This is a genomic window from Streptomyces virginiae (genome assembly GCF_000720455.1).
GTDB lineage: Bacteria > Actinomycetota > Actinomycetes > Streptomycetales > Streptomycetaceae > Streptomyces > Streptomyces virginiae.
On sequence record NZ_JOAK01000008.1, the window covers coordinates 152,849 to 176,263 of the forward strand.

Annotated in this window: 22 protein-coding genes and 1 tRNA gene; 12 read left to right on the forward strand and 11 right to left on the reverse strand. The window is 74.4% G+C overall.

All coding sequences use genetic code 11. The features are described 5' to 3' along the window. Positions 1-58: 58 nt before the first annotated feature. Positions 59-1,114: a cell division protein ZapE gene (gene zapE / locus IG86_RS0115600; protein WP_385871910.1), complete on the reverse strand. Its 1,056-nt coding sequence runs from the start codon at positions 1,112-1,114 to the stop codon at positions 59-61. Between the two features lie 84 nt (positions 1,115-1,198). Between zapE and IG86_RS0115605 the strand changes: the two genes are divergently transcribed. The 4 genes from IG86_RS0115605 to msrB all read left to right on the forward strand — a co-directional run bounded on the left by IG86_RS0115605 (position 1,199) and on the right by msrB (position 4,477). After that, on the forward strand, positions 1,199-1,981 hold the full coding sequence (locus IG86_RS0115605) for a pyrimidine reductase family protein (protein WP_030824312.1): 783 nt from the start codon (positions 1,199-1,201) through the stop codon (positions 1,979-1,981). Positions 1,982-2,116: 135 nt separating this feature from the next. Next, the gene (locus tag IG86_RS0115610; protein ID WP_030651639.1) at positions 2,117-2,584 is read left to right on the forward strand and encodes a hypothetical protein; all 468 of its coding nucleotides are present in this window, start codon (positions 2,117-2,119) and stop codon (positions 2,582-2,584) included. Positions 2,585-2,642: 58 nt separating this feature from the next. Then, entirely contained in the window at positions 2,643-4,040 is a 1,398-nt protein-coding gene (gene murC, locus IG86_RS0115615) for a UDP-N-acetylmuramate--L-alanine ligase (RefSeq protein WP_030824315.1), read from the forward strand. Between the two features lie 23 nt (positions 4,041-4,063). Continuing rightward, a complete protein-coding gene (msrB, locus tag IG86_RS0115620; protein ID WP_030651645.1) occupies positions 4,064-4,477 on the forward strand; it encodes a peptide-methionine (R)-S-oxide reductase MsrB in 414 nt (137 codons plus the stop codon). A 47-nt stretch (positions 4,478-4,524) separates the two neighbouring features. On the opposite strand, the gene IG86_RS0115625 is transcribed toward msrB, so the two are convergent. After that, a complete protein-coding gene (locus IG86_RS0115625; RefSeq protein WP_030824318.1) occupies positions 4,525-4,848 on the reverse strand; it encodes a hypothetical protein in 324 nt (107 codons plus the stop codon). A 426-nt stretch (positions 4,849-5,274) separates the two neighbouring features. Here IG86_RS0115625 and IG86_RS0115630 point away from each other — a divergent pair, with 426 nt between their 5' ends. The 4 genes from IG86_RS0115630 to IG86_RS0115645 are packed head-to-tail and all read left to right on the forward strand — an operon-like array spanning position 5,275 to position 8,969. Beyond that, positions 5,275-7,584 (forward strand): sensor histidine kinase, encoded by a 2,310-nt coding sequence (locus IG86_RS0115630; protein ID WP_234315995.1) that lies wholly within the window; start codon positions 5,275-5,277, stop codon positions 7,582-7,584. Further along, positions 7,581-8,000 carry a roadblock/LC7 domain-containing protein gene (locus tag IG86_RS0115635; protein WP_030824337.1) on the forward strand — a complete coding sequence of 140 codons (420 nt, stop codon included), beginning with the start codon at positions 7,581-7,583 and terminating at the stop codon, positions 7,998-8,000. Before IG86_RS0115630 ends, IG86_RS0115635 begins: the two co-directional genes overlap by 4 nt. Next, on the forward strand, positions 8,000-8,371 hold the full coding sequence (locus IG86_RS0115640) for a DUF742 domain-containing protein (protein ID WP_030824354.1): 372 nt from the start codon (positions 8,000-8,002) through the stop codon (positions 8,369-8,371). Before IG86_RS0115635 ends, IG86_RS0115640 begins: the two co-directional genes overlap by 1 nt. Then, positions 8,358-8,969 carry a GTP-binding protein gene (locus tag IG86_RS0115645; RefSeq protein WP_030824375.1) on the forward strand — a complete coding sequence of 204 codons (612 nt, stop codon included), beginning with the start codon at positions 8,358-8,360 and terminating at the stop codon, positions 8,967-8,969. Before IG86_RS0115640 ends, IG86_RS0115645 begins: the two co-directional genes overlap by 14 nt. On the opposite strand, the gene IG86_RS0115650 is transcribed toward IG86_RS0115645, so the two are convergent. The 5 genes from IG86_RS0115650 to IG86_RS0115670 all read right to left on the reverse strand — a co-directional run bounded on the left by IG86_RS0115650 (position 8,959) and on the right by IG86_RS0115670 (position 14,552). After that, positions 8,959-9,873 (reverse strand): NAD-dependent epimerase/dehydratase family protein, encoded by a 915-nt coding sequence (locus IG86_RS0115650; RefSeq protein ID WP_234315996.1) that lies wholly within the window; start codon positions 9,871-9,873, stop codon positions 8,959-8,961. The two genes, IG86_RS0115645 and IG86_RS0115650, sit on opposite strands and share 11 nt — an antisense overlap. Further along, positions 9,870-11,138, reverse strand: a complete 1,269-nt coding sequence (locus IG86_RS0115655; protein ID WP_030897291.1) for a cytochrome P450 family protein — start codon at positions 11,136-11,138, stop codon at positions 9,870-9,872. The genes IG86_RS0115650 and IG86_RS0115655 overlap by 4 nt, the downstream gene beginning before the upstream one ends. 173 nt (positions 11,139-11,311) lie before the next feature. Further along, on the reverse strand, positions 11,312-12,790 hold the full coding sequence (locus tag IG86_RS0115660) for a class I adenylate-forming enzyme family protein (protein WP_030897294.1): 1,479 nt from the start codon (positions 12,788-12,790) through the stop codon (positions 11,312-11,314). Continuing rightward, the gene (locus IG86_RS0115665; RefSeq protein ID WP_234315997.1) at positions 12,790-13,533 is read right to left on the reverse strand and encodes a glycosyltransferase family A protein; all 744 of its coding nucleotides are present in this window, start codon (positions 13,531-13,533) and stop codon (positions 12,790-12,792) included. Before IG86_RS0115665 ends, IG86_RS0115660 begins: the two co-directional genes overlap by 1 nt. Beyond that, positions 13,530-14,552, reverse strand: a complete 1,023-nt coding sequence (locus IG86_RS0115670; RefSeq protein ID WP_030824408.1) for a 3-oxoacyl-ACP synthase III family protein — start codon at positions 14,550-14,552, stop codon at positions 13,530-13,532. The genes IG86_RS0115665 and IG86_RS0115670 overlap by 4 nt, the downstream gene beginning before the upstream one ends. Positions 14,553-14,878: 326 nt before the next feature. On the opposite strand from IG86_RS0115670, the gene IG86_RS0115675 reads away from it, so the two are divergent. Beyond that, the gene (locus tag IG86_RS0115675; protein WP_030897298.1) at positions 14,879-16,939 is read left to right on the forward strand and encodes a phosphocholine-specific phospholipase C; all 2,061 of its coding nucleotides are present in this window, start codon (positions 14,879-14,881) and stop codon (positions 16,937-16,939) included. Here IG86_RS0115675 and IG86_RS0115680 read toward each other — a convergent pair. Then, a complete protein-coding gene (locus IG86_RS0115680; RefSeq protein ID WP_157854832.1) occupies positions 16,926-17,639 on the reverse strand; it encodes a hypothetical protein in 714 nt (237 codons plus the stop codon). The two genes, IG86_RS0115675 and IG86_RS0115680, sit on opposite strands and share 14 nt — an antisense overlap. A 73-nt stretch (positions 17,640-17,712) precedes the next feature. Between IG86_RS0115680 and IG86_RS0115685 the strand changes: the two genes are divergently transcribed. Next, entirely contained in the window at positions 17,713-18,468 is a 756-nt protein-coding gene (locus tag IG86_RS0115685; RefSeq protein ID WP_030824417.1) for an alpha/beta fold hydrolase, read from the forward strand. 51 nt (positions 18,469-18,519) lie between these two features. On the opposite strand, the gene IG86_RS0115690 is transcribed toward IG86_RS0115685, so the two are convergent. After that, positions 18,520-18,592, reverse strand: a tRNA-His gene (locus IG86_RS0115690). 74 nt (positions 18,593-18,666) lie between these two features. Beyond that, a complete protein-coding gene (locus IG86_RS0115695) occupies positions 18,667-19,488 on the reverse strand; it encodes a CTP synthase C-terminal region-related (seleno)protein (RefSeq protein ID WP_051785205.1) in 822 nt (273 codons plus the stop codon). A 77-nt stretch (positions 19,489-19,565) separates the two neighbouring features. Here IG86_RS0115695 and IG86_RS0115700 point away from each other — a divergent pair, with 77 nt between their 5' ends. Both IG86_RS0115700 and IG86_RS0115705 read left to right on the forward strand, forming a co-directional pair. Further along, a complete protein-coding gene (locus IG86_RS0115700; protein ID WP_037848558.1) occupies positions 19,566-20,411 on the forward strand; it encodes a LysR family transcriptional regulator in 846 nt (281 codons plus the stop codon). Then, positions 20,408-21,547, forward strand: coding sequence for an aminopeptidase P family protein (locus IG86_RS0115705; protein ID WP_030897306.1), 1,140 nt, complete (start codon positions 20,408-20,410; stop codon positions 21,545-21,547). Before IG86_RS0115700 ends, IG86_RS0115705 begins: the two co-directional genes overlap by 4 nt. Positions 21,548-21,569: 22 nt before the next feature. Here the strand turns inward: IG86_RS0115705 and treZ are convergent, their stop codons facing one another. Then, on the reverse strand, positions 21,570-23,318 hold the full coding sequence (treZ, locus tag IG86_RS0115710; protein WP_030897308.1) for a malto-oligosyltrehalose trehalohydrolase: 1,749 nt from the start codon (positions 23,316-23,318) through the stop codon (positions 21,570-21,572). Positions 23,319-23,415 lie beyond the last annotated feature (97 nt).

Sequence of the window (23,415 nt, forward strand, 5' to 3'; positions counted from 1 at the left end):
CTTCGCAGATGTTGGGAAACGGCCGGGCTCCCGAAAGGGCGGCCCGGCCTTCCCAAACCTACTGGGACACCAGGGGTTTCGCGTCGCGCGCCAGCGCGGTGAGCCGCGATATGGCGCGGAAGTACTTCTTCCGATAGCCGCCGTTCAGCATCTCCTCACTGAACAGCCCGTCGAACGGGACGCCGGACGCCAGCACCGGGACCTCGCGGTCGTACAGCCGGTCGGCCAGGACCACCAGCCGCAGCGCCGTCGACTGGTCCGGCACCGGGCCCACGCCGGTCAGGCACACGGCCGTGATCCCGTCGGTCAGCGCGCCGTACCGGCTCGGGTGCACCCGGGCAAGGTGCTCCAGCAGGCCGGGGAAATCGTCCAGGCTCGCGCCCTCGGTCGCGTACGCGGCCTTGGTGACCTGCTCGTCGGAGAACGGCGCCGGGGCCTGCGGCAGGCCGCGGTGGCGGTAGTCCTGGCCGTCGATCCGCAGCGGCCGGAAGTGCGCCGACAGCCCCTGGATCTCCCGCAGGAAGTCCGCGGCGGCGAAGCGGCCCTCACCGAGCTTGCCGGGCAGCGTGTTGGAGGTGGCGGCCAGCGCCACGCCCTGCTCGACGAGACGGCTGAGCAGCGAGGACACCAGCACGGTGTCGCCCGGGTCGTCCAGCTCGAACTCGTCGATGCACAGCAGCCTGTGCCCGCCCAGGGTCTGCACGGTCTGCTGGAAGCCGAGCGCGCCGACCAGGTTCGTGAGCTCCACGAAGGTGCCGAAGGCCTTGAGCGCGGGCTCGGCCGGGGTGGCGTGCCACAGGGAGGCGAGCAGGTGGGTCTTGCCGACGCCGTAGCCGCCGTCGAGGTAGACCCCGCGCGGGCCGGTCGGGGCGGCCGGCTTCTTGGAGAACCAGCGCTTCTTGCCGGCGCCGCTCGCGTGCGCGCCGCCCAGGCCGGCGGCGAAGCCGCTCAGCACGGTCACGGCCTCGGACTGGCTCGGCTGGGCCGGGTCCGGGTTGTAGGTGTCGAAGCGGACGGAGTCGAACCGCGGTGGCGGCACCATCTCGGCCACCAGCCGTTCGGCGGGCACCCGCGGCTCGCGCGCGCACAGGGCCTGCGGCCCGGCGTCGGCTATCGGGGGCCGGCCTGAGGTGTAACCGGAGGTGGAGAGTGATGTCGACACAGCCCTTAACTCTACGGGGCGTGGCACACTGCACCGATGCGACGCCTGTTCCCTGTGACCGATCAGACACCAGCCCGGACCCGGGACGGGGCCGACCGGGAGTGGTCGCTCGACGAGCTCGCGGACGCCTACGCGTACCCCGAGCTGGCGGCGGACGGCCACTGGCTCCGGGCCAACATGGTCTCCACCCTGGACGGCGCCGCCCAGCACGACGGCCGCTCACAGCCCATCTCCGGCGAGACCGACATGCGGATCTTCGGCACCCTGCGGGCGCTGGCCGATGTGGTGGTCGTCGGCGCGGAAACGGTTCGCCAGGAGGGCTACCGCCCGGCCCGCGCCCGGGACGCCTTCGCGGCCCGCCGCGAGGCCGCCGGGCAGGGCCCCGCCCCCGTCATCGCGGTGATCACCGCCAGTCTCGACCTGGACTTCTCGCTGCCGCTGTTCACCTCCGCGCTGGTGCCGACCCTGGTGGTCACCGGCGCCGCGGCACCCTCCGACCGGGTGGCCGAGGCGGTGCGCGCCGGGGCCGAGGTGGTGGTGGCCGGCGAGGGCGCCGCCGTGGACGCGGCCCGGGCCGTACGGGAACTCGCCGACCGGGGGCTGCGCCGCCAGCTCACCGAGGGCGGGCCCCGGCTCCTGGGCCAGTTCGTGGCCGCCGACGTGCTGGACGAGCTGTGCCTGACGATCTCCCCGACCCTCACGGCGGGCGGTGCCCAGCGCATCGCCGGAGGGCCTTCCGTCACGGTTCCGCACCGGCTCGCGCCGGCCTGCGTACTGGAAGAGGCCGGGTTCCTGTTCACGAGCTACCGTCGGATCTGACAAGGGGCGGAATTTCCCGTTCCGCTTTGCTTCCGCTGGGCACATATACCTGCGCAGGCCCCGTGCGACAGCGGGGCAGGATGGTTTCCGCAGGGGCCGGCCGGCCGGCCTCGGCCCATGAAGGAGAGGGCGTCCGTGTTCACGAGCGTATTGATGATCGAGCAGCCGCTGACCACGGTGGACGTGGACTTCGTCACCAGCCTCCACGGAGACGACACGGTCTCCTTCGTCGTCCTCATGCAGCCCCGGGGCGACCAGGACCGACTGCTGCGCGCCATCGACGACGTAGCGCTCGGTGAACTCCCCGAAGCCATCCGTGAGGGTGACGAACCGGAGGGGGAGGACGCGCTCGGCCCCGCCGCGCACGCCCTCGCGCACTCCCTGAACGCCCTGCGCCAGAAGGGCGCCAAGGCCGTCGGGCAGATCGTCGAGAACCACCCGCTCGACAAACTGCAGTCCGTCGTGGACGAGACCGGCGCCGACGAGGTGATCGTCCTGACCGCCCCGCACTTCGTGGAGGAGTTCTTCCACCGGGACTGGGCCTCCCGGGCACGCCACAAGGTCGGCGTTCCCGTGCTCAAGCTCTTCGCCCACAACGAATAGGCTTGGGCCCCAGAGCCCGACGCACACAAGCACCGCACTCGATCCTGGAGCGACCTGAATGAAGCCCGGCCTGCCGACCGCCATGGAACGGCCCCACTTCATCGGCATCGGCGGCGCCGGCATGTCCGGCATCGCGAAGATCCTGGCCCAGCGCGGCGGCCGGGTCGCCGGCAGCGACGCCCGGGGCGACTCCGAGACCGCCGACGCGCTGCGCGCCCACGGCGTCACGGTCCACGGCGGACACGCCGCGCAGAACCTCGCCGCCGACTCCACCTCCGTGGTCGTCTCCAGCGCCATCCGCGCCGACAACCCCGAGCTGGCCCGCGCCGCCGAGCTCGGCATCCCCGTCGTGCACCGCTCCGACGCCCTCGCCGCCCTGATGGACGGCCTGCGCCCGATCGCCGTCGCCGGCACCCACGGCAAGACCACCACCACCTCGATGCTGGCGGTCTCCCTCTCGGCCCTGGGCCTGGACCCCTCGTACGCCATCGGCGGCGACCTGGACGCCCCGGGCTCCAACGCCCACCACGGCGAGGGCGACATCTTCGTGGCCGAGGCCGACGAGAGCGACCGCTCCTTCCACAAGTACTCCCCGCAGGTCGCGATCATCCTCAACGCCGAACTCGACCACCACGCGAACTACGCGTCGATCGAGGAGATCTACGAGTCCTTCGAGACCTTCGTCGGCAAGGTCGTGCCCGGCGGCACCCTGGTCGTCGCCCACGGCCAGGAGGGCGCCGCCGAGATCGCCCGCCGCGTCGCGGGCCGCGAGGGCCTCACCGTCGTCACGTACGGCGAGGAGGAGGACGCCGACGTCCGCATCACCAAGATCACCCCGCGCGGCCTGACCAGCGAGGTCACCGTGGTCCTGGACGGCCGGATGCTCACCTTCACCGTCTCCGTCCCCGGCCGCCACTACGCCCACAACGCCGTCGCGGCGCTCGCCGCGGGCGTCGCCCTCGGCATCCCGGCCCACAACCTGGCCTCCGCCCTCGGCAAGTACACCGGCGTCAAGCGCCGCCTCCAGCTCAAGGGCGAGGCCGCCGGCGTCCAGGTCATCGACTCCTACGCGCACCACCCCACCGAGATGAACGCCGACCTGGAGGCCATCCGCGGGGCCGCCGGCGACTCCCGGATCCTGGTGGTCTTCCAGCCGCACCTGTTCTCCCGCACCCAGGAACTCGGCAAGGAGATGGGCCAGGCCCTGGCCCTCGCCGACGCCGCCGTGGTCCTGGACATCTACCCCGCCCGCGAGGACCCGCTCCCCGGCGTCACCAGCGAGATCATCATCGCCGCGGCCCGGGCGGCGGGCGCCGACGTCACCGCCGAGCACGACAAGACGGCCGTCGCCGACGTCATCGCGGGAATGGCCAAGCCCGGTGATCTCGTTCTCACCATGGGCGCGGGCGACGTCACGGACCTCGGTCCGGCCATCCTCGCGCGCCTGTCGAGCTGACGGAACGAGGGAGCGGGAGAGTCATGTCGTACGAGGTCGAGAAGACGGACGAGCAGTGGCAGGCGGAGCTGACCCCGTCCGAGTACCAGGTGCTGCGCCTCGCCGGCACCGAGCCGGCCTTCCGCGGTGAGTACACCGACACCAAGACGGAGGGCGTCTATTCCTGTCGCGGGTGCGGGGCCGAGCTGTTCCGCTCCTCGGAGAAGTTCGAGTCGCACTGCGGCTGGCCGTCCTTCTTCGACCCGAAGGACACCGACGCCGTCGAACTGCTCGCCGACACCTCGCACGGCATGGTCCGCACCGAGGTCCGCTGCGCGAAGTGCGGCTCCCATCTCGGTCACGTCTTCGAGGGCGAGGGCTATCCGACGCCCACCGACCAGCGGTACTGCATCAACAGCATCTCGCTGCGCCTGACCCCGGCCCCCGACGCGGGCTGACCCCGGGACGCCGCAGGAGGACGTCCGGGCCCGGACGGCGCGCGGGCTCAGCCGCTGCACTGGGTCATTTCACCGCCCTGGCGGACGCTGTAGGTGCCCGGCGGCACGTTCATGACCTGGAAGCCGCCGTTCTGGGCGATCTCGACCGTCCCGCCGAAGCCGGCCGACCCGTACACGTAGGCCGGGCCCGGGGTGAAGCCACCGCCCGACAGGTGCACCTTCCCGTTCTCCAGGACCCCGGAGGTCGAACACGTCGCGGCCGGGACGGCGGCCGGCGGGGTGTGCGGGGCCGCCGCGAGGGCGGCGGGGGCCGCGACGAACGAGGCGGCCACGAGGGGACCGAGGACGAGGAGCCGTGTGCGCCGGTTCATGGGACTTCCTTACCGGGAGGAATCGGGAGGCCGCGCGCCGCACGCCGCGGGCGGGGCCGCCTTTCCATCGTCACCCCGCCCCCTGCCCGGTGCGACCGGAGGGCCGGTTGGCCTGAACCGGACGCGGATGGTGTCGAGGACGTCGCGGTTCGATTCCGATCCGGTCTCTGGCCTGGGGTGATCCGACGGAGATAGCACGGTCGGCGTGTGAAGACACCTATCCGTTTCTTCCGTCTGTCTGGTTATGATCGGCCCCTCACATCCCGTCACGACCACACCGGTTGTGGCCGTCCCCTCTGCAGTGCCGTGCCCGGTCCGGCCGTTCGGCCATCCCTGACGTCCCCACGCCCCCGCTCCCGAGGACCGATGTCTCCCATAGAACCCGAAGGCGTAAGAGGGCAGTCGACGCCGCGTCGGTGGCGCAACGTGCGCCTGCGCACCCTCCTCATCTGGCTGGCAGTGGTCCCCACCGTGGCGATGGGCACCCAAGTCACGGTGACCGCACAACGGTTGCTGGAGCAGTCGGCCCAACTGCGGGCCGACGTGGAGGCCGCCGAGCGGGTCGGAGCCCCGCTCTACACGCTGATGGTCGACATGCAGGCGGAGCGGACGGCAACCGCCTCCCTGTGGGCGGGCACCGCCGGGTCCGAGGGTGAACTGCGCATACGGCGCGCCGCCACGGACTCCGCCGCGGCCGAGTTCCGCGCACTCGCCGACGATCCCTCACGGTCCTTCACGGAAGTGACCCGGCAGCTCGAGAAGCTGGCCGCCCACCGCCAGCGCGCGGACACCCGCAGCGGCGCCGCCGACAGCACCCTCGCCTACTACTCCGAGGTCATCGGCAAGGTCATCCAGGTCTACCAGCAGGAGTTCAGCCACGCGGAGGACGCCGAACTCGCCCAGGCGAGCCGCCCCGTGGTCTCGATGCTCCAGGCCACCGAGATGGTGGCGCGCGAGGACACCGTCCTGGCCCTCGCCGGGCCGTCCGGAGAACTCGGCTTCGTCGGCTACGACCAGTTCGTCAGCTCCCTGGGAGCCCAGCGCTACCTGCACGAAGCCCTGATCGTGCCGCACCTGACGGCGCGGGACGAGCGGTTCTACGAGAGGGTCGTCGGCTCCGAGGACTGGCAGGAGAAGACGCGCATCGAGAACGCGGTCCTCTCCGGGCACAAGGACACCGTCTCGGGCATCAGACTCCCCGGCGAGGTGAGCGGCTGGTCGTCCGCGCACGCCAACTTCTCCGTGCAGATGACCACGCTCAACATCGACCTGGCGCGCTCGGTGCTCGCCCGCGGCGAGGCCAAGGCCGGGGAGCTGCAGGCCGAGGTCGCCTGGCTGATAGCCGGGAGCGGCGGCGGACTGCTGGCCGTCGTCGTCGTGGTCGTGTTCACCACCCGGTCGGTCCTCCGCCGCCTGCGCGAACTGCACGAGCGCACGGTGACCGTGGCCGAGCAGACCCTCCCCGACGTCGTCGCCCGGCTCCAGCACGGACAGACCGTGGACCCGCAGGCCCTGCCGGCCGTGAGCGGGGACCGGGACGAGGTCGGGCGCATCAGCGACGCGTTCGCCCGGGCCGTCGCCGTGTCGGTGGACGGCCACCGCCGGCTGGCCGCCGAGCGCCACGGGTTCGGCCTGTTCGCCTCGGGCATCGCCTCGCGCACCGGAAACCTCGTCAGCCGCCAGCTGAGCCTCACCGAGGACCTCCAGGACACCTTCGGCCACGACGAGGCCCTGCTCGCCCAGCTCATGCGGTCCGACCAGCTGACGGTCGGCATGCGGCGGCAGATCGAGAACCTCCTGATCCTGGCGGGCGGCGAGGTACCCGACCCGCACACCGAGCCCATGCGCGTCGCCGACCTGCTGCGCGAAGCCGCCGCGGAGGTCGAGGACTTCCGGCGCATCGAGCGGCAAGCCCTGGACGAGACCAGCGTGGAGCCGAGCGCCATCAGCCAGATCAGCCACCTGCTGGCCGAGCTGCTGGACAACGCCACCCGGTTCTCCCCGCCGAAGTCCAAGGTGGTCATCCGCGCCGAACTGGTCGCGGACGGCCTGTCGGTGGAGATCGAGGACCGCGGCCCGCGGGTCACCCCCGAGCGGTACGAGGAGATGAACGGCCGCCTGCACCAGGCCCCGCCGTACTCCGTCCTCGCGCAGAACGCCCACCGCCTCGGCCTGTTCGTCGTGGGCCACCTCGCCGACCAGCTCGGGGCCACGGTCACCCTGCGCCGCTCGGTGTACGGGGGCACCTGCGCCGTGGTGGTCCTGCCCGCGGAACTGCTGCTGCCGAGCGAGGAGGAGACCCCGCGCGAGCCCGCCCGTCGAGAACCCGCACTCGTGGCCGCGGCATCCGCCGCGGCACCCGCTCCTGCCCCGGCCGCCATCCCTCCCGCCCCCGCAGAGGAGCCCGAGCCCGAGCCCGTGCAGGAGCAGGAGCAGGAGCCCGAGCCGGTGGCGCACACGAGCGCCGGACTCCCCAGCCGCCGTACCACGACGCCCCGGCACGCGCCCGCCACCGCACTCGCGGTCCGGCCTGCCCCGGCGTCCGCCCCCACGCGGCCGGCCCTCCCCGAGCGCGTCCCGCAGACCCACATAGCCGACGAACTGCGCGCGCCCCACGCGCCGGAAACACAGGTCCCCCAGGACACCGCGACACCCGAAGAGGTCGCCGACGCCTGGGCGGACTACGAACAGGGGACCCAGACAGTGGAAGAAGAGCTCCGACGGGATCAGCCATGACCACCTCATCGAACACCGCGGCATCCAACGACGCGATCTACAGCGTCCTCGACAACAACCTGAGCAGGATCGCCGGCATCCAGGGAGCCGTGCTCCTGTCCAACGACGGCATCCGGCTCAGCGACTACCTGCTGGACCAGCCCCAGGCCGAGCGCATGGCGGCCGCCGCGTCAGGCATCGCCTCCACGATGAAGGCGATATCCCGGGAGATCGACGGCGGCCGCGTCATCCGCCAGCTCGTCGAGATGGACGACAGGTACCTGTGCATCGTCGGGTGCGGTGAAGGCAGCACGCTCATCGTGGTGACCTCCCGCAAGGCGCGCCTCGGCGAGCTGGGCGGCGAGGCCGTACGCACCGCGCAGGCGCTCGGCGAATGGCTGGGCACCCCCGAGCGCGGCCAGGCGCCGAACTCGTAATGCCGCAGGACGAGCCGCCACAGCCCGCGAGCCGCCGCCGTACGCGGCTGTACGCCCTCACCGACGGCCGTACCGCCGCTGAGCACACCGTCCTGACCATGGACACCACCATCACGGCGGCGGTCGCCGGCGACGCGCACGGGGGACTGCCCACCGAGTGGCAGGAGATCCTCGTCATGTGCGCGCCGCCGGGCGGGCGCGCGGTCGCGGAGATAGCGGCGCGGATGAACATCCGACTCACCCCGATGACGCTGCTCCTCGGGGAACTCGCCGACCGCGGGCTGATCACCCATCGGCCGCCCCTGGCGGCCTCCGACACCACCGACGTCAACCTGCTCATGAGAATCAGGGACAACCTTGCCCGGATATGACACGCCCGCCCCGTCCTCCTCCCGGGAACCGGCCCCGGTCAAGATCCTCATCGCCGGTGGCTTCGGAGTCGGCAAGACCACCCTGGTGGAGACGATCTCCGAGATCGAGCCGCTGCGGACGGAGGAGCGGCTGACGGCCGCGGGCATCGGCGTCGACGACCTCGACGGCATCGAGTCCAAGACCCTCACCACCGTCGCGATGGACTTCGGCCGGATCACCCTCACCGACGCCGGAGTCGTCCTCTACCTTTTCGGCACACCGGGCCAGGAACGCTTCTGGTTCATGTGGGACGACCTCCTGGGCGGCGCTCTCGGGGCGATCGTGCTGGTCGACACCCGACGCCTCGACCGCAGTTTCCCGGCCGTCGACTTCTTCGAGAGCCGCGGCCTGCCCTTCGTGGTCGGCGCGAACTGCTTCCACGGCGAACAGCCCTACACCGCCGAGGAGATCGGCGCGGCCCTGCACCTGCGGGATCCGAACACGCCCGTCCTCATGCTCGACGCCCGCTCGCGCACGGACGTCCGCGCGTCCCTGCTCCGCCTCCTCGACGTACTCATCGACAAGGCGCGCCGGACCCCGGCACCGGTCACCGGCTGACCACCCCGGCCCCGGCCGCCACCACGTCTCCCAGATGGTCCGCCAGGGTGCGGCGCGGGGTCCAGCCCCGGGAGCGGGCCCGGGTCAGGTCCAGGACCACCGGGTGGGCCAGCTGGTCCACCGCGTACCGGCTGAGGACCGGCTCGGCGGTCGCCAGAGCCTCCGCGATCCGGGCCGCCGTACGGGCCACCCGCAGCGGCAGGTGCCGGATGCGGGCCCGGACGCCGTGCGCGTCCAGCACCGCGCGGACCGCTGCGTCGCGTCCGTACGGCTGCCCGTCGGCCACGTTGTACGCCCCCGGCGGCCAGGCCGCGGCCGCGAGGCAGGCCTCCGCCAGGTTCTCCACCGCCGTCAGGCTGAGCCGCACGTCCGGGCCCGGCAGCAGCAGGGTGCCCGCCCGGACCCGGGACAGCAGCCGCGGCAGCAGCGTGGTGTCGCCCGGCCCGTACACGGCCCGGGGGCGCAGCACCACCGCCCCGGCGGCCAGGGCCAGCGACTCGCCCGCCGCCTTCGTACGGCCGTAGGCGTTCAACTGCCCGGTGCGCGGGTGGTCCTCGCCGACCAGGGAGCGGTCCGGCCGCGGGTCGTAGACGCTGGCGCTGCTCACCCACACCACCGGCCGGCCCGCCGCGGCCCGCATGAGCCGCTCGGTGCCGGCGACGTTGACCTCGTGCATCAGCGCCTCCGCCGCCGAGCCGGGGGAGGGGTCGCCGACCGCCGCCGCGCAGTGCACCACCAGCTCCACCCCGGTGAGGTCCGGGTCGCCCGCGGTCGCGTCCCAGAAGCGGTGCTCGCCCACCGGGCCCGGCCTGCGCCCCAGGCCCACCACCCGCGCGCCGGCCGCCGCGGCGGCGCGCGCCACGTGTCCGCCGCAGAAGCCGCTCGCGCCCGTGACCGCGATCACGGTGCCGCCCGTACGCACAGCGTCCGCCAGCCCGGCAGGGCCGCACCCCGGTCCACCCGGGCCCGCGTCACCACGGGCCGGAACGGGGCCAGCGCCGCCAGTACGTCCGCCAGCTGGACGGACGCCAGCCGAGCCCCGGGGCACGCGTGCGTCCCGGCGCCGAACACCAGCCGGGACAGGGCCGGTTCGGCCGGCCGGCGGGCGTCCGGGTCGCGCCGGTGCGCGTGTGCCGCGTGCCGGGCGACCAGCAACAGCCGGTCGCCGGCCCGCACCGGGCAGCCGCCGACCGTGCCGTCCGCCGCGGCCGCGCGCGGCAGCAGCGGCGAGGCCGCCGTGACCCGCAGCAGCTCGGCCGCCAGGGCCGCGCGCAGCGTCTCGTCGGCGGCCTGGTCCCACAGCCCGGCATCGGCGCACCAGGCCACCGCCCGCGGCAGCGCGGCCACGGTGGTGTTCACCGCGGCCACCGCCACCATCGCGGCCAGCGCACCGTCGGCCCCACCGGCGGCGTGCCCGATCCGTACCGCCTGCTCGGCGGGGCCCGGCAGGAACGCCTGCCGCGTCGTCACGGGTCGCCGGTGCTCCGCACGGCCTTCCCGGTCCCCCTCGCCCTCGCACGTACCGGACCCCGCCGAGCACGCCCCGCGGGCGGTCGGCGCCGGTTCGCGGCCCCTTCCCAGGAGTTCCCGCAGCCGCCCGGCGGCCCGGGCCGCGGCGGCCTCGGCGCGGGGGCGGCGCGGCCCGGGCAGGTGGCTGCGTACGGAGGCGGCCGCGGCCTCGGCGGCGGCCCGCGCGACCTCGGACGGGTCGGCGCCGGAGCCCAGCAGGGCGCACACCACCGTCCCGGACAGTTCCCGGGCCAGCTCGACGAGGTCCACCTCCGCGCCCTCGGCGAGCGGCGCGAGGCGGCGTGCGAGCAGGGGCTGCCACCGCGCCCGCAGCTCCTCCACGCCGGCCGCGCCGAGGCCGCCCGCGAGGTCCCGCCGGTCCGCCCGGTGCCCGCCGCCCTCCTGGTCGAAGAGCACGCCCCCGTCGCCACCCAGCGCGGTGCGCGCGGCGGAACCCGTGGTGCCCTCGGCGGTCCGGTCGAGCGGCAGCCGGGTCAGGGCCTCGCGGTAGGCTTCCGTCCCGTGCACCAGCAGGGTGCCGCCGATCCGGCGGACGGGCCGTCCGCGCGTCGCGGCGAGCAGCCCGAACAGCAAGGGGTGCCCGCCCAGGTAGACCCGCCGGTCGCGGCGCCGCGCCCGGGCGTGGGACGTGGGGTTCATCAAGGCTCTACCTCCGTGGGATCGGCGGGCCGGGGGGAACAGAGGCCGGGGCTGCGGGCGCGGTTCCGCGCCGCGGCCCGGCGGCGTGGTTCCGGGCCCGGCGGGCCGGGGCCGCTGCCGTCGTGGCGGCTCCGGAGGCGCACCGGGTCCGGGCGACACGCCGGGTCCGGGCGTCATGCCGGGCCCAGGTGGCGGGCCGCCAGGGCGGCCGTCGCCGCCCGGTCCGGCTTGCGGGAGCGTCCCGACAGCGGGATCCGCGCGAGGAGCACCTCGTCCGGGCGGGCCGTGCCCATCCGGGCGACCGGCCCCGACAGGGCCGCGCGCAGGGCCGGTTCGTCCGCGCCGCGCTGCGGCTGTACGACGGCGACGAGGCGTTCGTCGCCGTCGCCCGCCGGGATCCCGACGAGCACGGCCAGCTCCACCCCCGGCACGTGCAGGGCGGGCTCGTACAGCCCCGGGTAGATGTTCTCGGCCCCGCGCAGCACCATGTCCTTGCACCGGCCCTCCAGGACGATCCGGCCCGCGGCGTCCAGCCGCGCCCGGTCGCCCGTACGCACCCACGGATCGGGTTCCTCGCCGAGGTAGCGGTGGCGGGCCGCCGGCCCGGCCAGCAGCAGCTCTCCGGCCTCGTCCCGGCCGGCCCGTACGCCGGGCAGCGGGGCCCCGACCAGGTCCCCGGCCCCGTCGAAGGCGGACTTCTCCCGCGACTCGACCGCGGCGGCGGGGAACAGCTCGGTGAGCGCGTACACGCCCCAGGCCTCGGCCGCGCCCGCGTCCCGTACGCGTTCCAGCAGGCCGGCGCCGGCCGGCGCGGAGCCCGTCCACACCCGGCCGTGGAACCGGTCCCCTGCGCCCAGCGCGTCCCGCAGCCGGGGCGGGGTCAGATAGGTGTCCGAGGGCCGCAGCCGGTGCAACTGCCGGGCCAGCACCCGGGCGTTGCCGGCCGGCAGGGCCACGGCGGCGCCGCGCGTCAGGGAGGGGACGAGGACGAAGAAGGTCCCGCCGAGCACCGGCTCGTCCCCGCGGGCGCCGAAGAGGGACGCGACCGTGGCCATGCCGGCCGAAAGGCTCGCCCGGGTGTGCACCACGGCCCGCGGCCGGGAGGTGGTCCCGGAGGTGAACACGATCACCGCGTCGGCGTCGCCGTCCACGGCGGCGCGCGCGGGCAGGCCACGCCGGGGCGCGCCCAGGTCCAGCGAGGGCGCGCACCCCGGCAGCCGGGGCCCGACCGTGGCCACCGGCCCGAGGCCCGCCAGGTCCGGCAGCGCGAGCCCGGCCCGGCGGGCCAGCGGCCGGGCCCAGCCCGCCACCGCCTGCGCGGCCGCGTCGGCCAGCACCAGCGCGGGCCGGGCCAGCGCCAGACGGGCCCGCAGTACGTCGGGCCCGGCGCCCGGGTCCAGGACGGCCCCGCGCAGGCCGAGGCGCCACAGCGCGAGCAGGACGGCGAGGGCCCGCGGCCCGGGGCGCACGGCGACCCCGACGGTGTCCCCGGCGCGCAGCCCGCGCGCGTGCAGGGCCGCGGCGAACGCGTCCGCCAGCTCGGCGAGTTCGCCGCGCGTGGCCCGCACCCGGGGCGCGCCGGTACGGGTGGCGGTGAGCACGGCGGGCCGCTCGGGGCGGCTGCGCAGCGCGTGGTCGAGTCGGTCCAGCATCAGCGGGGGTCGTCCGTTCCGTGGGTGCCGCTGCCCTGGTCCAGGTACCAGCGGGCGGTGCCGGCGATCCCGTAGGCCCGCAGGCGCCGCGTCGAGTTCTCCACGACCATCTCCCGGCAGTGGACGATCCGGTCGGTGTGGCGGCGCACGGCGTTGAGGAACAGCCGGTCGGTCGGCGAGGGGCGCCGCGGCATGCCGCCGACGGCCAGGTACAGCTCGGCGGTGATCGCCATGTTGTTCCCGGCGTGCATGCGGTACGGAGCCCGGTAGCCGTGGCGGCGGGCGTGCCGCGGCCGCAGCCGGCCGAAGAGCGCGGCGAGCGCCACCAGCACACCGAAACCGGCCCGGCCCAGCGGGCCGTGCTCGTCGCGCCGGGCCACGATCCGCCCGCACACGAGCCCGGGGCGGCGGGTGAGCGCGCCCCGTGCGGCCGCCGTCCAGCCGGGCCGGGGCAGGCAGTCTGCGTCGGTGCGGGCGAGGAGCGCCGCGCCCCGGCCGATCGCGTACCGGAAACCGGTGTCCACGGCGGAGCCGACACCCTTCTCGGGCTCCTCGATCACCTCCACCGGGAAGGGGGCGCGGGCCGCGAACTCCCGGGCGAGGTCGCCCGTGCCGTCCGCCGAGGCGTTGTCGACGACGAGCAGGGTGAATTCGCGGTCCCGCTGCGCGGCGAGCGCCCGCAGGGTGTCCGCGAGCCGCGCCTCCTCCTCGTGGGCGGGCACCACGACCCACAGGCGGTTCACGACTTCTCCCAGACCATCGTCATGATGCTGATGCCGCCGCCCAGGCCGACGAAGAGCACCCGTTCGCCCGGCGCCAGCTGCGGGAACACGCGGTCCAGCTGCACCCCGATGCTCGCGCTCGCGATGTTGCCGAGCTCCGGCACGGTCACCACCAGCTTGTCGGCGGGCACCCCGGTCAGTTCGGCGAACCGCTCCAGGTAGGGGACGGTCACCTGGTGCACGAGCACCTTCGCGAAGCCGTCCCAGGACATCCCCGTGCGGTGCAGCGTCCGGTCGATGACGGCGGTGCCCACCTTCTCGAAGACGCCGCGCAGTTCGTGCCCGTCGCCGCGGAAGTAGGTGTACGCGTCCCCGCGCGGGTGCCGCGAGCCGCCGCCGGGTATGCCCCCGACCTGCCAGTGCTCCGAGTGGGTCTCGGTGTCCACGTCGAGGATGCCGCCGCGCTCCACGGCCTCCACCACCACGGCCGCGCCGGCGTCGCCGAAGGTGTAGCCGGCGAACCCGTCGCGCAGCTCCGCGAGTCCGGACGGGTCCTTGCGCACCGCCCGGCTCGGGGTCTCGCCGGTGACCACCAGGGCCCGCCGGGCCCGCCCGGCGAGGACCATCGACCGGGCGAGGTCGATGCCGCCCACGAAGCTGTTGCAGGCGTTGGTGACGTCCAGGGCGTGGGCCCGCGAGCCCAGCTCCGCCTGCACGATGTGCGCGGTCGCCGGTTCGACCACGTCGCGGGAGGCGGAGGCGAAGAGCAGCAGGTCGATGTCGAGGGGGGAGAGCGAGGCGGAGTCCAGCGCCCGGCGGGCGGCGCCCACGGCCAGCGTGGAGGCGTACACTCCCTCGCCCGCGACCCGGCGGGAGACGATCCCGGTGGCCTGCGTCAGCAGCCTCGGCGGCAGCGCCAGGCCACTGCGGCGCGCCACCTCCGCCTGGAGGGCCTCCGAGGACAGCACCTCGTCGGGCAGGAAGCTGCCGACGGCGGTCGGCCCGGCGCTCCGGGGCGGGTCACACGGCTCGATGAACATGTCCACACGATGGCAAGGGCGGGTGCGCCCGGGCCTGAGTACGGATGCTCAAGTGGCGGCGGTCCGGTGCGCGGTCCGGATGAGTAGGAACGCGTCGTTCCGGCCATGTGGCCCGTTCGCGCGGTCTGTTGTGAGCGGGCGGTTCGCCGTACCCTCCCAGCGGCGCGGCAGCGGCGGGCCGCAGGGCGCGCGGGGCCGTACCGGAACGCCGTCCGTTCTCCAGGTGTACGGCGCGGTGTCACGAAGACATCTCCGCCCGGTACCCCGGGACCGCTGTCCTTGGGGCGCCCCTCGACTCCCCCCTCACCCCCAGAGGTCGTCACCCCATGGCAGAACTCAACCGTCGCAGGTTCCTGCAGATAGCCGGCGGCACGGCCGCCGTCACGATGCTGAACGACAGCATCGCGCGGGCCGCCGCCATCTCGGCGCAGGGCACCACCGGAACCATCCAGGACATCGAGCACATCGTCGTCCTGATGCAGGAGAACCGGTCCTTCGACCACTACTTCGGCGCGATGAAGGGAGTCCGGGGCTTCGGCGACCCGCGGCCGGTGCTCCAGGACAACGGCAAGACGGTCTTCCACCAGTCGAACGGGACGAAGGACATCCTGCCCTTCCACCCGCAGATCGCGGACCTCGGCATGCAGTTCCTGGAGGGCCTCAACCACGACTGGGCCGGCGGCCACCAGGCCTACAACAACGGCAAGTACGACAAGTGGATCCCGGCCAAGACGGCCACGACCATGTCGTACATGACCCGGAACGACATCCCGTTCCACTACGCCCTCGCCGACGCCTTCACCGTGTGCGACGCCTACCACTGCTCCTTCATCGGCGCCACGGACCCGAACCGCTACTACATGTGGACGGGCCACACCGGGAACGACGGCGCCGGTGGCGGCCCGGTCCTCGGCAACCAGGAGGCCGGCTACGGGTGGAAGACCTACCCCGAGCGCCTGGAGTCCGCCGGGATCTCCTGGAAGGTCTACCAGGACATCGGCGACGGCCTGAACGCCGCCGGATCCTGGGGCTGGATCAACGACGCCTTCCGCGGCAACTACGGCGACAACTCCCTGCTGTACTTCAACACCTACCGCAACGCCCAGCCCGGCAGCGCCCTGTACGAGAAGGCGCGCACCGGCACGAACGTCAAGGCGGGCGACGGCTACTTCGACCGGCTGCGCGCCGACGTGGTGAACGGCACCCTGCCCCAGGTCTCCTGGATCGCCGCCCCGGAGGCGTTCAGTGAGCACTCGAACTGGCCGACGAACTTCGGCGCCTGGTACATCTCGCAGGTCCTGGACGCGCTGACGGCGAACCCGGCGGTGTGGGCGAAGACCGCCCTGTTCATCACCTACGACGAGAACGACGGCTTCTTCGACCACGTGGTCCCGCCGTACCCGCCGGCCTCCTCCGCCTGGGGCCTGTCCACCGCGGACGTCTCGAAGGACCTCTACGCGGGCGGCGGCGGTTACGCGGCCGGACCGTACGGGCTGGGCCCGCGCGTCCCGATGATCGTGGTCTCCCCGTGGAGCAAGGGCGGCTACGTCTGCTCCGAAACCTTCGACCACACCTCGGTGATCCGCTTCATGGAGAAGCGCTTCGGGGTGCACGAGCCGAACATCTCCCCGTGGCGCCGTGCCGTCTGCGGCGACCTCACCTCGGCCTTCGACTTCACCCGGGCCGACGCCGCGCCCGCCGCGCTGCCGTCCACGGCCGCGTACGTCCCGCCGGACAAGGACCGCCACCCGTCCTACCACCCGACGCCGCCGGCGACGGGCGCCCTGCCCCCGCAGGAGGCCGGGTCCAAGCCCACCCGCGCGCTCGGCTACGCCCCCTACGTGGACGGCTCCCGCACCGTCTCCACCGGCAAGTTCACCCTCACCTTCGCCTCCGGCCCGACCCTGGGCGCCCACTTCCACAGCACGTCGGGCAACCGCACGGACGGCCCCTGGCCCTACACGGTCGAGGCGGGCAAGACCCTGTCGGACACCTGGTCCACCAGCAGCTCCACCGGCAACCAGATCAACCTGACGGTGTGGGGCCCCAACGGCTTCCTGCGCACCTGGACGGGCCCGGCGAAGAAGGCCGGCCCCGAGGTCACGGCCCGCCACGTGAGCGCCACCGGCAACCTGGCGCTGACGATGACCAACTCCGGCACGGCCGCGGTCAACCTCACGGTGACCAACGCCTACGGCGGCTCGGCCCAGACCTTCCGGGTCCTGGCCGGCGCCACGGTCACCCACACCGTGAACCTGGGTGCGACGGGCCGCTGGTACGACGTCAAGGTCGTCTCCGACCTCGACACCACCTTCCTGCGGCGTTTCGCGGGGCACGTGGAGACCGGCGCCCCGGGCGTCTCCGACCCGGCGCTCAGGACCGCCTGATCCGGTCCTCCGGTGCGCGCAGCAGCCGCCGTTCCAGGACCGCCAGGTCCGCGGGGCGGTGGCTGCGGGCGTGCCGGAGCAGCATGTCCCGGGCGGTGTCCGGGACCCGGCGCCGCTTCGGATGGCGGGTGGTGAACTCCTCGCCCGCGAAGAACCGCACGGCGCCCTCCAGCCCGGCGCGGTCCGACTCCCGCACCGCCCAGGCGAGTTCCGCGGTGGCGGCCCCGGCCAGCAGGCGCAGCGGGGCCCGTTCGGCGAGCAGCCACGCCGCGTCGCGCGGCTCCCGCCGTACGGCGCCCAGCCAGCCGAAGGCCACGCTCAGCGGCACCCCGCGCGGCGCCGCGGGATCCTCGGCGCCCGCGGCGAGGGCCCCGGCGTACTCCCGCAGCGCGGCCGGCGCCGCCGCCACCCAGCGGGTCCTGTGACGGGCCGGGATCCCGTCGGGGGACAGCGGGTCCAGCAGCCGGTTCGACTCGGGAGTGGCGTGCCGGGTCCCGTCGTCGTCCCCGCAGGAGCAGCCGAACAGGTCGTCGCCCGCCCCGGCCGCGCGCGCCCGGCCCAGCTCCCGCACGGCCCGTACCTCGGCGGCCTCGGCGGCATCGGTGATCTCGTAGCTGCGCGGGTGATGGGGGTGCCGGGCGCCGTCGGCCCGGGAGAAGTCCCCCATGACCAGCCGGTCCGTGCGTGATGTCGGGCTCACGGTGTGATGGTAGGCGCGATGGGCATGACGTACGGCGTCGGTTGTCACCACCTGAGTCACCGAGGGAGAACGCATGGCCATCGCCCACCGCCGGATCGGCACCGGACCCGTCCGCGTCATCGTGCTGCACGACTGGTTCGGTACGTCCGCCAACTGGGGCTCCGTGCTGGACCACTTCGACCCCGAGGGGTTCTCGTACGCCTTCCTCGACTACCGGGGCTACGGCGAACGCCGGGACGTCACCGGCCGCCACACCCTCCCCGAGATCGCCGACGACGTCCTCGAACTCGCCGACCAGCTCGGCTGGGACACCTTCTCCCTGCTCGGCCATTCCATGGGCGGCAAGGCCGCCCAGCAGGTCCTCGTCCGCGCCCCGCAGCGGATCGAGAAGCTGGTCGGGATCAACCCGGTCCCGGCCGCGCCGTACGCGATGGACGACGCCACCCACGCGCTCTTCTTCGGTGCCGCCGAGAGCCCCGAGAACCGGCGCGCCATCCTCGACCTCGTCACCGGCAACCGGGCGAGCCGCCGCTGGATCGCCGCCATGGTCGCCCACTCCCTGGAGGTCTCCCGGCCGGAGGCCTTCGCCGACTACCTCGCGAGCTGGCAGTCCCTGGACCTGTCCGCCGCCGTCAAGGGCAACACGGTCCCGGTGCTCGTCCTGGTCGGGGAGTACGACCTCGCGCTCACCGCCGACGTGATGCGCGCCACCTGGCAGGTCTGGTACCCGAACTGCCGCGTCCAGACGATCTCCGGCGCCGGGCACTACCCGCCGCACGAGACCCCCGTGGCCTTCGTCACCGAGGTGGAGGCCTTCCTCCGCGACTAGGCAACGAAAAACCCCTGGGGTACGAGGAGACCTCGTACCCCAGGGGATCAGGGTGAGTGACGGGACTTGAACCCGCGGCCACCTGGACCACAACCAGGTGCTCTACCAACTGAGCTACACCCACCACGAAGGGCGGCGGACCACCCGTTCGATGTGCATGCACAGCATAGCCGATCTGCGGGGTGGTCCTGCGACGCGTTATCCGGCCGACCGGCTCGCGGCCAGGGTGGCGGCGAGCCCGGCCGCGACCCCGCCGGACCGCCCGGCCGCGATCCCGCCGGACCGTCCGGCGGCGTGCTCGACGGCCGCGACGGCGAGGGCCCTGATGATCGGGTGGGGCCTCGTCCCGTCCCCCTGGAGCTCCGGCTGGAAGAGCGTGGCCAGGAAGAAGGGGTGCCCGGGCAGCTCCGCGATGCGCACCTGCCCGTCCTCGTCGTGCCCCGACAGCCGCAGCCCGTGCGCGGTGAGGGCCGGCAGGTGCCGCGGGGCGGGTCCGTAGTTGCAGTGGTAGCGCTCCATGGACCGCTCCGCGCCCAGCGCGGCCTCGGCGAGCGACCCGGGCTCGGCCCGTACGAGCCCCTCGTGGCCGACGAGCGAGCACGCGAGCGGGGCGATCAGCAGGTCCGCCGCACCGGGGTCGTTCTCGGCGTGCGCGACGCCGGCCAGCCCGCACACCGTCCGGGCGTACTCCAGCAGCGTGTGCTGGAAGCCGCCGCACGTCCCGAGGAAGGGGATGCCCTCCTCGCGGGCCACCCGGACCGCGGCCAGCGCCCCGGCCTCGCTGGCGTACGGGCTGCCCGGCAGCACCCACACGGCGTCGAAGCCGGCCAGGGTCCCGGCGGCCGCCTCGGCAGCGGCGTCGGCGGTGGGGATCCAGTAGGCGTCGAGGACGAGCCCGTCGCGGGTGGCGAGGGCGTCGAGGAGGAGCGGGATCCGGGTGTGGGACTTCACGTGCGGGGAGCGGTCGCCGACCAGGGCGATCCGCGCCACCCCCGTGTGCGCGGTGGGTTCGGTGGTCATGTGGATCATCTTGTGACCACCCCCTCCTTCAGCGCCAACGATTGTTCGTGCACCTGCGATAAGTGATCCTGATGGCCATGGATCCGCATCTGCTCCGCACCTTCGTCACCGTGGCCCGGCTGGCCTCCTTCTCCGGGGCCGCGCGCGAGCTGGGCTACACCCAGTCCGCCGTCTCCCAGCACATCGCCGCGCTGGAAGGGGACCTGCGGGCGGAGCTCCTCACCCGCCGGCCCGTCGCACCGACCCCGGCCGGGGTGCGGCTCCTGGAGCACGCCGGGCCGCTGCTGCTGCGGCTCGACGCCGCGCGGGCCGACGTACTGCGGCTGGCCGCGGCCCCGCCCGGCTGCGTCACGCTCGCCGCGTCCCCGCTCGCCGTGGGCCCGCGACTGCTCGCCGCCCTGCCCGCCACCGGGGTCACCCTGCGCGTGCTGCCCCCGTCCGAGGTGCCCGCCGCCGTGGCCACCGGCGGCTGTGACCTCGGGCTGGTCGACGGCCCGGCCGCGCCGAGCGATCCGCTGCGGCTGCCCGACGTGGCACCGCTCACCGTGACGGGCGCCGGGGAGGAGGACCTGGCCGTGCTGCTCCCCGGCGGGCACCCCTTCGCCCGGCGGGCCGCCGTCCGCCTGGACGACCTCACCGACGCCCGCTGGATCGACGCCCCCGGCGTCGGCCTGCCGCTCACCGCCGCCCGCGCCTCCGTCCGCTACGAGGGCACCGACGTGCACGCCCTCTGCGCGCTGGCCACCGCCGGGCACGGCCTGGTCCTCCTCCCGCGCCGCGTCGCCGAGGCCGCCGGCGCGGGCGTCGCCGTACCGCTGTCCGCCCCGCGCCTGGTGCACCGTACGGAACTGCTCTCGCCCGGCGCCCTGACCGGCGCGGCCGCTGCCCTGGCCGCACGGCTCACGGCAGGATCCCCCGTATGACCGATGACACCGATGCCGCCGGCCCCGCCCCCTTCACCGCGGCCGACTACGCCGCCCGCATGAGCGCGGCCGCGCGGAGCGCCGCCGACGCCGGGCTCGCCGGGCTGCTCATCGCCCCCGGCCCCGACCTCACCCACCTCACCGGATACCGGCCCACCGCCGAGACCGAACGGCTGACCCTCCTCGTCCTGGCCGCCGGGAAGGACCCGGTGCTCGTCGTGCCCGCCCTGGAGGCACCCGACGCGGCCAAGGCCCCCGGAGCCGCCGCGCTGACCCTGCGGGACTGGGCCGACGGGAAGGACCCCTACGCCCTGACCGCCCCGCTGCTGGACTTCCGCGGCCGCTTCGGGGTGAGCGACAACACCTGGGCCCTGCATCTCCTCGGCCTCCAGCAGGAGTTGCCGGGCACCTCCTACGCGCCGGTGACGAACTGCCTGCCCATGCTCCGTGCCGTGAAGGACCAGCGGGAGCTGGAGCGCATGGCCGCCGCGGCAGCCGCCGCGGACGCCGCCTACGCGCAGATCCTCCACCTCCCCTTCGCCGGCCGCCGGGAGACCGACGTCGCCGCCGACCTGGCCGCCCTGCTGCGCACGCACGGCCACTCGCAGGTCGACTTCACCGTCGTCGGCTCCGGCCCCAACGGGGCCGATCCGCACCACGAGGCCGGCGACCGCGTGATCCGCCACGGCGACATGGTGGTCCTCGACTTCGGCGGCCTGCGTTTCGGCTACGGCTCCGACATCTCCCGCACGGTGCACGTGGGCGAGCCCACCGCCGAGGAGCAGCGGGTCCACGACGTCGTCCGCGAGGCCCAGCAGGCAGGCGTGGCGGCGGTCCGGCCGGGCGTCGCCTGCCAGGAGGTGGACCGGGCGGCACGGGCCGTGATCACCGAATTCGGCTACGGCGACCGCTTCATCCACCGCACCGGGCACGGCATCGGCGTCACCACCCACGAGCCCCCGTACATGGTCGAGGGCGAGGAGCAGCCCCTGGTCCCCGGCATGTGCTTCTCCGTGGAGCCGGGCGTGTACCTGCCCGGCCGGTTCGGCGTCCGCATCGAGGACATCGTGACCGTCACCGAGGACGGCGGGCGCCGCCTGAACAACGCCCCGCGCGAGCTGGCCGTCGTCGACTGATACACGTCCCGGGCCGGCGCGCTCAGGGGCCGAGGACCACCGCCGACTCGCCGGGCAGGTGGATCCGCCCGTCGGGCCCGGGGTGTGCGAGCGGCTCCCAGGAGGCCAGCACGCGCACCCCGTTGCGGCCCAGTGCGATCGTCACCGGCTCGGCGGAGAGGTTCACGGCCACCCGTACGTCGCCCCGCCGGAAGGTGAGCCAGCGGCGCTCCTCGTCGTGGGCGACCCGGACCGCCGCCAGGTCCGGGTCGCGCAGGTCCGGGTGGGTGCGGCGGAGCGCGACCAGGGTGCGGTACCAGTCCAGCAGGCGGGCGTGGGGCGGCTGTTCGGGCTCCGACCAGTCCAGGCGGGAACGGTCCCGGGTGGCCGGGTCCTGCGGGTCGGGGATCTCCTCGGCCTTCCAGCCGTGCGCCGCGAACTCCCGGCGCCGGCCGGACCGCACCGCCTCGGCGAGCGCCGGATCGGGGTGGTCGGTGAAGTACTGCCACGGAGTGCGCGCGCCCCACTCCTCGCCCATGAACAGCATCGGCACGAAGGGCCCGGTCAGCGCCACCGTCGCCGCGCACGCCAGCAGTCCGGGGGAGAGGGAGGCCGAGAGCCGGTCGCCGAGGGCCCGGTTGCCGATCTGGTCGTGGGTCTGGGCGTAGCCGACGAACCGGTGGGCCGGGGTGCGGCGGTGGTCCACCGGCCGGCCGTGCGTGCGGCCCCGGAAGGACGACCAGGTGCCGTCGTGGAAGAAGACCCGGGTCAGGGTCTTGGCCAGGGCGGCCAGCGGGGCCTCGGCGAAGTCGGCGTAGTAGGCCTGGGATTCACCGGTCAGCGCGCAGTGCAGCGCGTGGTGGAAGTCGTCGTTCCACTGGGCCTGCAGGCCCAGGCCGCCGGCGGCGCGCGGGGTGGTGGTGCGAGGGTCGCACCGGTCGGACTCGGCGATCAGGAACAGCGGCCGGCCGGTCTCCGCGGCGAGCCCGTCGACGGCCGCGGACAGTTCCTCCAGGAAGGTCAGCGCCCGCCCGTCGGCCAGCGCGTGCACGGCGTCGAGCCGCAGCCCGTCGATCCCGTAGTCGCGCAGCCAGGCCAGCGCGCTGCCGACGAGGTACGCGCGCACCTCGTCGGAGCCGGGCGCGTCCAGGTTCACCGCGGAGCCCCACGGGGTGTGGTGGGTGTCGGTGAAGTACGGGCCGAAGGCGGGGAGATGGTTGCCGGAGGGGCCGAGGTGGTTGTGCACCACGTCGAGGACCACCCCCAGCCCGGCCGCGTGCGCGGCGGCCGTGAACCGGGCCAGGCCGGCCGGGCCGCCGTACGGTTCGTGCACCGCCCAGGGCGCGACCCCGTCGTAGCCCCAGCCGTGCCGGCCGGCGAAGGAGCACACCGGCATCAGTTCCACGTGCGTGACGCCGAGGGCGGTGAGGTGGCCGAGCCGGGCAGCCGCCGCGTCGAGGGTGCCCTCGGGGGTGAAGGTGCCGACGTGGAGCTCGTACAGGACCGCGTCCTGGAGCGGGACGCCCGGCGAGGGCGCGTGCTGCGGGGCGAGGGCCTCGAAGTCGACGACGGCCGACAGTCCGTCGGGTCCGTCCGGCAGCCGGCGGCCGCGCGGGTCGGGCAGCGGGGCGGTGTCCCCGTCCAGGAGGAAGCCGTAGCGGCTGCCGTCCCCGGCGGGGGCCTGCGCGGTCCACCAGCCGTCCCGGTCCGGATCGCGTGCCATGTCGTACGTCGCGTCGTCGAGCCGCAGCGCGACCCGGCCCGTCAGCGGCGCCCACACCTCGAACTGCACGGGCGGTCCCCTCGTCTGTCGGCGGTGTCCAGCATGCCTATCGTGCCCATCATTCCGGGCGTGGCGGGGGAGTTCTGGACACTCCGCCCCCGACGGG